12 protein-coding genes are annotated in these 12,020 nt (G+C 45.0%); 8 read left to right on the forward strand and 4 right to left on the reverse strand.

The window, feature by feature from the left end:
- The first annotated feature begins 90 nt into the window (after positions 1-90).
- Positions 91-813, forward strand: coding sequence for an SDR family oxidoreductase (locus LZT22_RS04155; RefSeq protein ID WP_233923808.1), 723 nt, complete (start codon positions 91-93; stop codon positions 811-813).
- Positions 814-909: 96 nt separating this feature from the next.
- Here the strand turns inward: LZT22_RS04155 and LZT22_RS04160 are convergent, their stop codons facing one another.
- The gene (locus LZT22_RS04160) at positions 910-1,773 is read right to left on the reverse strand and encodes a TauD/TfdA family dioxygenase (protein ID WP_233923809.1); all 864 of its coding nucleotides are present in this window, start codon (positions 1,771-1,773) and stop codon (positions 910-912) included.
- A gap of 182 nt (positions 1,774-1,955) precedes the next feature.
- On the opposite strand from LZT22_RS04160, the gene LZT22_RS04165 reads away from it, so the two are divergent.
- The 4 genes from LZT22_RS04165 (at position 1,956) to LZT22_RS04180 (ending at position 6,819) form a co-directional block, all read left to right on the forward strand.
- The gene (locus LZT22_RS04165; protein ID WP_233923810.1) at positions 1,956-2,924 is read left to right on the forward strand and encodes a tripartite tricarboxylate transporter substrate binding protein; all 969 of its coding nucleotides are present in this window, start codon (positions 1,956-1,958) and stop codon (positions 2,922-2,924) included.
- A 516-nt stretch (positions 2,925-3,440) separates the two neighbouring features.
- Positions 3,441-4,388 (forward strand): fatty acid desaturase, encoded by a 948-nt coding sequence (locus LZT22_RS04170; protein ID WP_233923811.1) that lies wholly within the window; start codon positions 3,441-3,443, stop codon positions 4,386-4,388.
- 40 nt (positions 4,389-4,428) lie between these two features.
- A complete protein-coding gene (locus LZT22_RS04175) occupies positions 4,429-4,794 on the forward strand; it encodes a non-heme iron oxygenase ferredoxin subunit (protein WP_233923812.1) in 366 nt (121 codons plus the stop codon).
- 612 nt (positions 4,795-5,406) lie between these two features.
- Positions 5,407-6,819, forward strand: coding sequence for an amidase (locus LZT22_RS04180; RefSeq protein WP_233923813.1), 1,413 nt, complete (start codon positions 5,407-5,409; stop codon positions 6,817-6,819).
- Positions 6,820-7,011: 192 nt separating this feature from the next.
- On the opposite strand, the gene LZT22_RS04185 is transcribed toward LZT22_RS04180, so the two are convergent.
- The 3 genes from LZT22_RS04185 to LZT22_RS04195 form a co-directional block, all read right to left on the reverse strand.
- Positions 7,012-8,154: an epoxide hydrolase family protein gene (locus LZT22_RS04185; protein WP_233923814.1), complete on the reverse strand. Its 1,143-nt coding sequence runs from the start codon at positions 8,152-8,154 to the stop codon at positions 7,012-7,014.
- Between the two features lie 155 nt (positions 8,155-8,309).
- On the reverse strand, positions 8,310-9,107 hold the full coding sequence (locus tag LZT22_RS04190; protein WP_233923815.1) for a recombinase RecT: 798 nt from the start codon (positions 9,105-9,107) through the stop codon (positions 8,310-8,312).
- Between the two features lie 9 nt (positions 9,108-9,116).
- A complete protein-coding gene (locus tag LZT22_RS04195) occupies positions 9,117-10,058 on the reverse strand; it encodes a YqaJ viral recombinase family protein (RefSeq protein ID WP_233923816.1) in 942 nt (313 codons plus the stop codon).
- 71 nt (positions 10,059-10,129) lie between these two features.
- Between LZT22_RS04195 and LZT22_RS04200 the strand changes: the two genes are divergently transcribed.
- The 3 genes from LZT22_RS04200 to LZT22_RS04210 all read left to right on the forward strand — a co-directional run bounded on the left by LZT22_RS04200 (position 10,130) and on the right by LZT22_RS04210 (position 11,957).
- A complete protein-coding gene (locus LZT22_RS04200) occupies positions 10,130-10,378 on the forward strand; it encodes a helix-turn-helix transcriptional regulator (RefSeq protein WP_233923817.1) in 249 nt (82 codons plus the stop codon).
- Positions 10,379-10,380: 2 nt separating this feature from the next.
- Entirely contained in the window at positions 10,381-10,929 is a 549-nt protein-coding gene (locus LZT22_RS04205) for a hypothetical protein (protein WP_233923818.1), read from the forward strand.
- 113 nt (positions 10,930-11,042) lie between these two features.
- Positions 11,043-11,957, forward strand: a complete 915-nt coding sequence (locus tag LZT22_RS04210) for a hypothetical protein (protein ID WP_233923819.1) — start codon at positions 11,043-11,045, stop codon at positions 11,955-11,957.
- The last annotated feature ends 63 nt before the right edge of the window (positions 11,958-12,020 follow it).

Genomic DNA, 12,020 nt, shown 5'->3' on the forward strand with positions numbered 1-12,020 from the left:
TCGCTGCATCATGTATTATATTTACAATGATCACTAAGATCATCCACCGTCCATGAATAAAATCACTATTATCAGCCCAAAACTTCAATAATGGGGCATCAGTCATTCGCCTTGATTACGGGGGCAACTAGTGGAATCGGTAGGGCAATTTCTGATTTACTAATTGAGCAAGGTCAATCAGTCATAGGGATTGCTCGAAATCCAGACCCCACCTTTAAGGGGCAATTATTTTTAGCTGATCTTTCGGATATTTCATCTAGAAATCAAATTTACAAAGAAATTACCACTTCTTTTCCGATTGACCGTTTAGTGAATAACATTGGGTTCAATCAGTTGCAGGGATTGCCCGAAATTTCTGCGCAAAATTATCAAAAGATAATTGATCTTAATTTAACCGTAGCTTTGGAATTGACTCAGGCAGTATTACCCTCGATGCTAGCCCTAGGTCAGGGCAGAATAGTCAATATTTCCAGTAGATCAATGCTTGGTAAAAAAAATAGCAGTGTTTATGCTGCAGCTAAAGCAGGCCTAGTGGGTTTCACGAAATCTTGGGCTATTGAACTTGCCCCCTCATCTATCACAGTAAATTGTGTTGCTCCAGGGTCGACTGAAACAGAGATGTTTAATCGAAATAATCCAATAGGATCTCCTGGAAGAAACTCAATAATGGATTCCATTCCTATGAATCGACTTGGAGATCCGCGCGAGATAGCTTCTGCAGTGATTTACTTTTTATCAAAGAGCGCTTCATATACAACTGGCCAAACGATTTTTGTTTGTGGTGGCGCCAGCATTTCTCAGCAACAATTTTAAAGAGGCCCTGCGGCTATTCTGAGACTGAAAAAGCATCATTTTTAAGTATTACTATTGCATTTCGAGTGAGACTATCGCCTAGAGGAGCGCTGCTGGCTACTGGACTTCGCTCCCCACTAGCGTGGTCCGCTGCATCAGTCGGCGTTGCGGCAGCGCGAAGTCGACGTTTAGCCGGTGAACGGTCGTACAGTTGTCCCACATCACGACATCGCCGACTCGCCATTTGTGGCGGTAGCGAAATTTGGCTTGCGTGCAATGCGCATACAGCTCTTCCAGTAGCGCACGCGACTCGCTGTCTGACATACCGACGATGCTGACGGTGAAACCTTCGTTAACGTAGATGCTTTTGCGCCCGGTCACCGAATGGGTGCGAATCACCGGCTGGATTACGTCGGGAAGTCCGGCCCTGCGCTCGTCGCTGATCACTACTTCGCTGCCCGCCGCCTTGCGCGAGCTGATATAACGATCCCAGAAACGGTGCACTGCTTTGAGGCTCTGAAGCTTTGTCTTCATTTCCTCCAACAAGCTGTCATAGGCGGCGGCAGTACTGGCAAACTCGGTGTCGCCAAGCGGCGTGCCGTCCGCGGCGTGCGGTACTTCGATCGCATAAAGGATAGAACCGCGGCTTGGCGACTTGGTATAGGACAAGTCGGTGTGCCAGTAACTGCCGGCGTCCTTAATACCGATGGGCTTGCCGTTCTCGACGATGTTGGAGAGCACATATACCTCTGGGTGCTCTGGCTTGGAGAATTCCCTGAGTACGTGCACCTCGAGCTCTCCAAGGCGGCGGCTGAAATCGACGTGCTGCTCGTCCGTCATCTTCTGGTCACGGAACAGCAGCACGGAATACTTGCTGTAGGCCGCTTCGATGGCAGAAAAAGTTGCGTCGTCGAGCTTGCCGGACAAGTCCACCTCGACAATCTCGGCCCCAAATAGCGGGGATATTGGCCGAATCTGCATGCTTACGCCTCCACGAACTTAGCACCCCGTTGGAACGGGGCGTTTGTTGAAAAAATTGTTTTCAATTATTATAACAATTATAGTATTAGGATTAGCTTAACTATTCTGCGGCAAGCTGTCAATGCAGTTAAACGGGTCTAGAAAATTCAAGACCGCGCACCGTCTTCGAGGAGAATTTTTTAATGTTCATCACTATGCGTACACTCTGTATTGGCCTGCTTCTTCTGCTCATCCAGGCGTCAGCGCTCGCCGAATACCCCGAGCGCACAATCAGGCTGATCGTGCCCTACGCCGCAGGTGGCACAACCGACATTCTCGCGCGCATCATCGGGCAGAAACTCTCCGCCGCCTGGAAGCAGCAGGTAATTGTTGAAAACCACGGAGGCGCGAACGGCAACATCGGCTCGGATATCGTTGCCAAGGCTGAACCTGACGGCTACACTCTGCTGCTCGGCACCTCGGGATCGAACGCAGTCAACCCCAGTCTGTATACGCGCATGCCCTATGATGCAAAGCGCGACCTTGCGCTCGTCACACCAGTGGCGGTAACAGCCAACATTCTTTTGGCCAACCCCAAGTTTGCCGCCAACAACATCAAGGAGTTGATTGATCTCGCCCGTGCCAAGCCCGGCAAGATCAACTATGGGTCGTCGGGCACCGGTAGCGTGCTACATCTATCCGGTGAGATGTTGAAGACCATGGCCGGCATCGACATCGTGCACATCCCGTACAAGGGCACCGGCCCCAGCCTCACTGATCTCATGGGTGGGCAGATCGACATCGTATTTGCGAATCTGCCCTCGATCGTGCCGCAGGTGAAAGCTGGAACATTCAAGGCAATCGCGGTCACCACTGCGCAGCGAGCGAGCGCGCTACCGGATGTGCCGACGATCAGCGAAGGCGGCGTGCGCGGCTACGACTTGAGCTCGTGGTTCGGCATCCTTGTACCTGCGAAGACGCCGGATACGATCACCAACAAAATCAATGCTGAAGTCACTCGTATCTTCGCCGATCCGCAGACGCGCGCGCGCTTGGCCGAACTGGGTGCGGAACCGGTGGCCATGACCACCGCCGAAGCGAAGAAGTTCTTTCACAGCGAGATCGATAAATGGGGGGGTGTCGTGAAGGCGTCCGGTGCGAAAGTAGATTAAAGCCCCAGCCTCTTAGTTGCAAGAGGCCAAAAATTTACTAGTTAAATATGATCATTTACGTACTAAGTTCTGCTGGCATACCCTTACTTTGAGATGATGACCGTCTCATCAACAAATCTCTTAGACCCAAGGTACAGCTCAATTGCTAGGCGACTAAACTGTAATCCTCTATACGTCAATTTTTTAAATAAATATAATGGGAGTATATTAATTATAATTTTTAGACTTTATAGAAGCAAGGGGGCAAGATTATTAAATGATATTAATTTCTAGAAATAATCGTCTATTCAGGGTGGCTTAAGCTCTAGGGTGTTTTAGCCTTTTTATTTATTTCTTAACCTTTATTTGTTCACCTCAGTATCTGTATATAGCCGCTTTTTTTACAGCATCTTTTGTTGTGATTGTCGGAGTTATTGCAATTATTGATTTATTGAAAGATAGACTGAAGTTACGTAAATTTGCACTTAAACAGTAAGTAAGGCGAGCTACGATCGACATGACTATGAGTGAATCGAAATGAAAGAGCTTGACGAACTAGTAAGTGTGCGGGAGCAGATAATTCCGCGCGCAAATCTGAAGCGGCTTGCGAAGCGTAATAACTATGCTGGACTGCTTTTCTTTGCATTTCACTTCGGGGTAATTGCATGCACCGGATGGCTCGTTTACGTCAGTCTCGGGACGATGTGGATTATCCCGGCGATTTTTGTGCACGGCGCGATGCTGGCGACATTGTTTGCGCCCATGCACGAGACGGCTCACGGCACGGCTTTCAGGACGCTGCGGCTCAATGAGGCCGTCTTGTGGATTTGCTCGTTGATCTATATTTTTCCGCCTCACTGGTTTAGGTATCACCATGCGTTTCACCATACGTATACTCAGGTACGGCGCATGGATTCCGCAATGGTGCTGCCGAAACCGATCACACTGAAGGAATACCTGTTCTACGTTTCGGGACTGATGGTATGGAAACGCAATCTATCTTACCTGTTCGGCCACGCTCTTGGCCGCATAGATCCAGCAGAAAGATTGTATGCGCCCGAGGACCAATTTCCTGTTCTGATACGTCAGGCGCGCATCATGCTCTTCATCTACGCCACGGTTGGAATCGTTGCAGTTGCCTATGGCTCTTGGGCACCGGTTATCTACTGGCTCTTACCGCGAGTCGTAGGGGAATCATATGCGCGGTGGATTCGGGTTGCGGAGCATACCGGCTGCGCCGAAGGATCAGATCCTAGGGTTAATACTCGAACCACGCTGACTAATTCATTTATCCGCATCCTTTGGTGGAACATGCCTTATCACGCAGAACACCACCTATGCGCGTATATACCATTTCACGCTCTGCCGAAATTTCATCTTCAGGTTAGGGACAAGGTGACCGTGTCTTCAGGTGGATATTTCAGCGTACATGTGGATCTATTTCGTAAGTTTATACGGTTGCGACATGCCCCACGTGCGCAGTAAGTATATGATCGGTGGGTGAGAAAATCACAGCACAGGGGGAATGGAGGAGTTTGAAATGATAGGTACGAAACCGGGCAAATGGCATCGAGCCGCCGCGACATCGAATATTGAGGACGACGACGTATTAGGAGTACTTCTTGGCGATCAAGGGGAGCATGAAGTCGCCCTGTATAAGATCCAAGGAAACTTTTACGCAACGGCAGATCGTTGCACGCATCAGACAGCCCGTCTGTCGGACGGGCTGGTGATCGACGACTGCATCGAATGTCCGTTGCACCAGGGGCGGTTTCATGTTCCTACTGGAAAAGCTAAAAATGCGCCGGTCAGCATCGACCTAAAGACGTATCCGGTGAAAGTGGAGCAAGATGTGATCTATGTCCTGATCGAGGACACCCAGTTCGACTAACTGGACACTCAGCTAATGGTGCTCTGGATTTATCCTTATATCAATACCCAGCTAGAGGGATTAGAAAATACCTTCACAACAAATTTTCTACCTTAATGACTTCAGGCACAGGTTCATATCTAGTAAAAATAATATTTCTATAATTTAAAACAATATTCTAACTAATTAATCCTTTATAAAGGAACGCGAAATATGAATAAGCAGAACCTAATACTAGTAGCTTTTTTCATGTTTACCCTTTAGTTGTGGTGGCAGATATACCTAAAAAGTATTCGAACTCTCAGAAAGTGCAGTTTAATTAGTTAGGGAACATACTAATTGACCTTTCGTCTAGTGGTGACTAGATTTAAGGTTCTCTCTTGTATTTCAATTAATAATAAAAGGCCATCTATATTTTGCCAGATAACCTTGGAAGCTTTTTACAATAAAGTTCTTGATGTCTATGGGTAAACTACCAAGATTTGCCGACTCGTTCTAATTGGGAAAGGATTGGATCGAGAGTTTATCAATAGGAAATTTTCTACTTGTATAGCTCATGAAATACCATTATTTAATATGACATCTGGAGCAATTTGAATACCCTTATGATCGCTTTTTAAAATAGGATTAATGATGAGTGGTATAGCTAATGGTAGATCTGCGATTGAATTAACAAAAGCGATTGCAGAAAAAGAAATTTCTCCAGTTGAGTTAATGAAGGAGACTCTCGATCAAGCAGAGGCTTTGGAGTCTAAACTTAATTGTTTCGCTACTTATACGCCAGAGTTCGCGATGCATCAGGCAAAATTAGCGGAGCAGGCGGTAATGGATGGCGCACCTCTTGGCTTATTGCATGGACTTCCCGTCTCAGTAAAAGATCTCATATCAGTAAAAGATATACCTTTTTCCTCAGGCTCAAGAGCCTTGGTTAATAATATTGGCCTATATGACGCTCCATCTGTTGAGCGGCTTTTTAAATCTGGCGGGTGTTTAATAGGTAAAACGACTACCAGTGAGTTTGGATGTAAGGCGGTAGGCGATTCTCCTTTAACTGGGATAACTTGTAACCCATGGGATCTCAGTAAAACTCCCGGTGGATCAAGTGCTGGGGCGGCTGCGAGCATAGCTGCTGGCATTACTTCTATTGGTCTAGGAACTGATGGAGGTGGGTCAATACGTATACCCGCATCTCTATCAGGTATTTTTGGAATTAAAGCCCAGTTTGGACGGGTTCCTATTTTTCCTGTATCCGCTACTCCTACGCTAGCGCACGTTGGTCCATTAGCCCGCACCGTTCGTGATGCTGCACTTTTGCTAAAAGCTATTAGTGGCTTTGATAGGCGTGATCCATTTTCTTTATCTGAGTCTGTACCTGATTTTTTAGCTGCATGCGATCAGCCTATTAAGGGTATGCGGATTGCTTGGAGTAAGACGCTTGGGTATGCTAATGTTGACAAAGAGGTGACCGCGATTCTCGAGAAGGCAGTCAAAATTTTTGAAGATTTAGGCTGTCAAGTTATTGAGATTGATTCATTTTTTGAGTCTGACCCAATTGAATTATGGATGTCTGAATTTTATGCTGGTGTCGGAGTGCGGTTAAAAAATACGTTAAGAGACCAGCGTGAATTATTAGATCAAGCCGTAGCTAGTGTTTTAGATAATGCCCTAAGCCAAACTTCAGAAGAGTATTACTCCAATGTTTTTAAAAGATATGAATTTAGAGAAAAGGTAAGGATTTTTTTCGAAGATTTTGATTTATTACTTACGCCAACCTCACCATGCGCAGCATTTGATATAGGCTTGAATACGCCACCAAAATTAATAGATAGAAATATAGTTTCTTGGGTTTATTACACTTACCCATTCAATTTGACTGGGCAGCCTGCGGCCTCAATTCCCGCTGGATTTACCCAGGCAGGATTACCAGTAGGGATACAACTAGTTTCTAAGATTAATTCTGAGGTTGATATCTTTAGGGCTGCCTCTGCTTTTGAGGCAGCACAACCATGGATTAGCTACCATCCAAAACATTTTTATCCACTATAACTATTTAATTTTATTAAGAATAACTAGATATCAGAACAATTCGTTGAAGATAACCATGGACCTTCTAGCGATTGCTAAAAAAATCTGGGGTACTTGCAAAATCAACAACAAGAGGAGCCCGGATAAATTAAGGATACCGAACTACTGTCAAGATAGCCACTTACAATACTGAAGTCCTAGTATTGCAAAAAACTAGCGTAACTCTCTGAAGAACTCTAGAACTTCAGATGTCAATGCAGCAGGTTGTTCCATTGCGGCGAAATGGCCTCCCTTGGGCATCACACTCCATCGCCGTATATTGCTGAAGACCATTTCTGCAATTATCCGTGGAGGACGCAGGATTTCAAATGGGAACTGCGCATAGCCTATCGGCACATCGATAGTTTTTCCTTCAGGCACTATTGAGGGGCTATGTAGCCGGTCGTAATATGGCCAAAACGAAGCACCAATACAACCGGTGAACCAATAAAAACTGATATTTGCTAGCATCTTGTCACGGTTGATGGCGCTATCGGGATTGCCGCCACAATCTGTCCAACTACGGAACTTTTCAACCATCCAAGCTGCAAGTCCTACTGGGGAATCGATTAGAGCGAAGGATAGAGTCTGGGGCTTCGTTCCCTGGATCCACTGGTAACCAGTTTCTTCGGCATTGAAGTGTTTTAGTTGGGCAACAAAGTTCTGAACTTCAGGCGATTGATCCTGATAAAGTGCTGGATCGCGCTTTATCGCGCCAAGAAAGTTAAGGTGAATGCCTTTAAGTCGATCAGCGTGATGCAGGCTCAGACTAGTCGAAATCGTAGAGCCCCAATCACCACCTTGAACGCCAAATTGATCATAACCAAGTGCTGACATTAACTCGGCAACGATATCAGCCATCTGCTTTACTCCAAAGCGTTTTTGTCCCTGCTGGAATGAAAGACCGAAGCCGGGTAAGGAGGGCGCCACTACCGTAAAGGCATCGGCTGGGTCACCCCCAAAAGCAGCCGGATCTGTTAAACGTGGAATGATGTCAAGGAACTCGAATACTGAACCTGGCCAACCGTGTAATAAAAGTAGGGGCATCGGATTTGGCCCCTTTCCCTGAACATGAAGCGTATGGATGTTTATTCCAGAGATAGGAACCATATGCTGGACAAAGGCATTGAGGTCAGCTTCTTGGGCACGCCAGTCAAAGTCACTGAGCCAATATCTTACTAGATTGTGTAAATAACCAACATCAGTACCGAAGGCCCAGGGAGCATCTGGCGCCTGATCCGGCCAACGTGTTAGTGCAAGCCGCGACCTAAGGTCGGTGATTTCGTTATCGGAAACGTGGTATTTAAAAGAATTCATAGTTATGGTTATACAACTTTTCAATACGTAAATTAAGCTTGAGCTAGATTAAGGCTAGGATTTATATTTTATTGATCATTACTTTCAGTAACGCTTGTAGAGTTAATTAATCTAATTTCCTAGGCCCAGACTCAAGTCCTAGAGGGCCAAATTAACTAACTAGTATTTTTATAATTACAACTTACTTCATCTTGCTTTGATAAGAATGCTTTTAATGTAGTTGCTCGACTCGGCCCCTTCCCATTGAGATCAGTTTTAGCTTGTAGGGGTTGCCCTGGCGCACTCTTTTGCGCAATAGCCTGAATAGTTTTAGGTGTTGCTTCAGACATACCAATACCAAAAGCAATTCTGGCGCACTGCTGCATAACTCGGTGGCGCAGCATCCTTCTAGGCATTTTTTGCCAGATAGCGTGATCGTTTTGGACTTCAAGCAAGTATTCGCGTACCGTCGTTGGAATAGCTCGGTCAGTACGGTAAATAGAGCAGCTAATCCAAGTGGGAACATTATTAATGCTTTCCGGTGATTCAGTAAACTCAATCCCGCAAAAGGCGGGGTGTTGATTCATTAATTTAGACCAACCATCTACAGTAATAAAGACTTGCCAAGATCCATCTTCATATTGAGTGAGGCTTACTTCATCTTTGATTGGGTCAAGCCGGTGTTCACTTGCGGTACGCAGTAAAGAAAGAATTACTTTGGCGGGTGCCAATGGGTTTAAGTCAAGCCAGGCTTTTAGCTCCTCGTGCTCTAAGCCAAGGATGCTGGCGGTTTTAGTAACTTCTTTTGCAATGAGCTGCTCAATTAAATCTATGGGCTGATTGTGGGCCGCACCCCTTATTTGCCTTATCTGAGATATCTGAGAAGCTTCATGAGCGATTGGTTCAAGTAGATCCTCTCGCAAATCTACAATTGTGTGTAGCTCCTTAGGACTATTTGCAGTTTTTCTTTTCATGGCTTTCTCCTAATTGGTTTTGAACTCTTTAATTAATAAGCGCCGTGAATTCTGTACTGGGCTTTTGTACTTAGCGCATAGATCTGGATGATCAAGCTCTAACCGCTTGGTATCTAAGCGAAAGCTGGGCTTGGGCGCTTTCCAGGTTGCTAGCGTTTGATTTTGATAGGTAAGTAACTCAGCATTCTCTAGCTGCCCCATTACATGCTGCTTAATTACTGAGATCTCTTCTTCTTTAGTACTGATTTCTGCGTTGAGTAAATGTAAGCGGGTAATTTGCTTCACGGTTTCTAAATTGGCTTCAATCGATTGCTCTGCATTGCCGCGCTTAAAGAGAGCCTGGTAATCAGCTTCACTTTGTGGGGGTGGGGGAAGATCCTTTAGTACATAGTCCTGCCAAAAGCTAGAGGCCTTTTCTAATAGGAGGTCTTCTAGTTCTTTGTCACGCAGAATTTGGTAGATCCGAAAGTCACTATTACCAAAAAGGACTGCCAGATCTGCTTCATCAATCCCTGTAATTGCTTGGTACCAAGCGCACTGACACAAATAACTCATGGGTACCTGATCGGATCCGATATCACCCCAATCACTTTGGGTAAATGGGTTTGCTGTTTTGCATTCCAAAATCTTCGTTGGTGCCATAGCAATACCATCACCATGAACAAAGCGATCGATGTGCGCGCTCATATAGGAGTACTGGGAATGTAGGTAAATGGATTCATCATGAATAAGCTCAAGCCCTGTATAACGCGCGTATTCGCTAGCAACAAACTCCTCGGCAAAGGACCCAAAGCGTAGCGGCAGGGAATCCAAGGCTTTCACCTCCTTACCTGTTTTTTCCATCCAGACATCAAGGGCACTGCGAAATTTGGATAAGCCCAAAATGGCGCCAATGTCAGACCCCCCTATATATTTAGTGCGATCCTGTGTAAAATCTTGATTAATAAGCATTTTTTATCCTTTATAAACAATAAAATATTGAACTACTAGAATATTTTATCCTATTATAGCTAATTATTATTGTGATTACAAGTAGTCAAATAAAAGCCGCGCGCGCTCTTTTGGGCATTACTGCTACCAAACTTGCAGAACTATCTGGTGTGGCGTTTACTACCATTGTTCGACTTGAGTCCTCCGAAGGTATTCCGTCAGGTCAGGTAAAAACTTTGGACGCAGTACAGCGTGCAATAGAAGATGCCGGCATCGAATTCATCGGCACGCCAGAAGAGGGCGCTGGGGTGAAGTGGAAATCTAGCTTTGCAAATAAATAGCTATGGGACGCGGCGTTGAGGTTAGTAAGGGGCGTTATATTGATATTTCAGGGGATCCGCCTACCCATGAACAAGCGCTTCAAGAAAAAATTCGCAAACTTTTAGAAAAAGCCAGATTTAAGCGCGCGACCTTAAGATCATCCATTCGCATTACCCAAGCGATTCTCAATTGCGAAGAGCACCGCGCAGCACCCTACAACAGTTACAAAGGTAAAAAAGTTACCCGCATCTCATTTGGAGGTGTTCGTAAGGAAGGTAGAAACGATGAAGAGTTATTGCGCTTTCAGTTTATTAGCGCAATTTGGTCCAGCTGGAATGAGGGCACAGAAATAAAGCCAACTATCAATAATAAGGGTGATGAGCAAACTCCATTTGTTGAATTTGCCATGCCTTTTTTTAAATTAGCGCAAATTGGTAAGGTATTGACACACTTAGAGGACTATGAGTCTTACCGCCAAGCCTTACTCAAAAAAAATCAAACCTATGAAGAGTGGAAAGCAGAACGCCTGCAAGTAAAAGCCTTTAGAAAAAATTTGCAAATAAAAGAATAATTTTTAGATTTTGGGTTTGTTTCCGGGGGGTATTTACCAAAAAAGTGCCTAGAAAATAATAGAAGATTTTCTCGCTGTGAGAAAGTCATTAACCTATTATTAGGAGATTTAAAATGGCTAAAACCATTCAGAAGCAAACCGGTCCTAAATCTATTGCCGGCAAAAAGATAGTAGCAAAAAATGCGCGCAAAGGGAATATCTTTACTAAGGGCTATTTACCCAGTGAAGATGTCACACAAAAGCAAGTTGAGTTTGAAGCGATGTGCGATCAGTGGAAGGCCTATGATCCCAGTAGGCAGTTGGTATTACGAACCATTGAGCAAGCAAGCTTAGGCCTTGAGCGCATGATGGCTGTTGAAAAAATCAAAATTGAAGCAGCGATGCAGTCCCTCGATATTGTACAAAAATTTACTATACGTGCAGGCTTAAGTGCGATGCTTGGCAATTCGCTTCCGGCTTGGTATTTTATGGAGAATGATGGCGGACAAAAAAAGTATGCCATCTACCTCGATTTGGTGTGGCAGCAAGCAGAAGAACTACGTGTAAAGTTTAGTGATCGCATCGTGCCACAGATTAAGGAATACTTTCCTGATCTGTATCACTACATCATGCAAAATCAACCCGCAAATGCTTCATTTTTGATGGTGCTTGGCCAGCGCTACCAAAAATCAGCTGTCACATTAAACCTAACTGAGCTCATGAATTCTCTAACCTCAAAGTTTGGCGATCACCTAACCTGGGCACAGGATCCGGCGCGCTATCAACTCATTATTAATGGTATCCGCGCTGAGCAAATGTATGAGGTGATGGATTTAGAGCGCAATAACCGGATAGCTACGAGTTTACAAAATCGTATCTTTAAGGCTTACCAAGCTTTAAGTTACTTTAATCAGATTGAAGCAAGGGATGTGCAGCAGGTTATAGAAAAAGCCCAGCTACCGATTCTTGCAATGGATGAGCCTGAACCCGATTCTGAGAGCAAGGCGGAAGAGGAAAGTGCAAATGTGGTTGATGAAAAAGTAGTTTGATATACGAAAAAAGTGCCATTTTGAAAAAACGAAATGGCACTTTTCTAAAGTAAATCAAGCACT

The organism is Polynucleobacter sp. IMCC 29146, assembly GCF_021395195.1.
Lineage (GTDB): Bacteria > Pseudomonadota > Gammaproteobacteria > Burkholderiales > Burkholderiaceae > Polynucleobacter.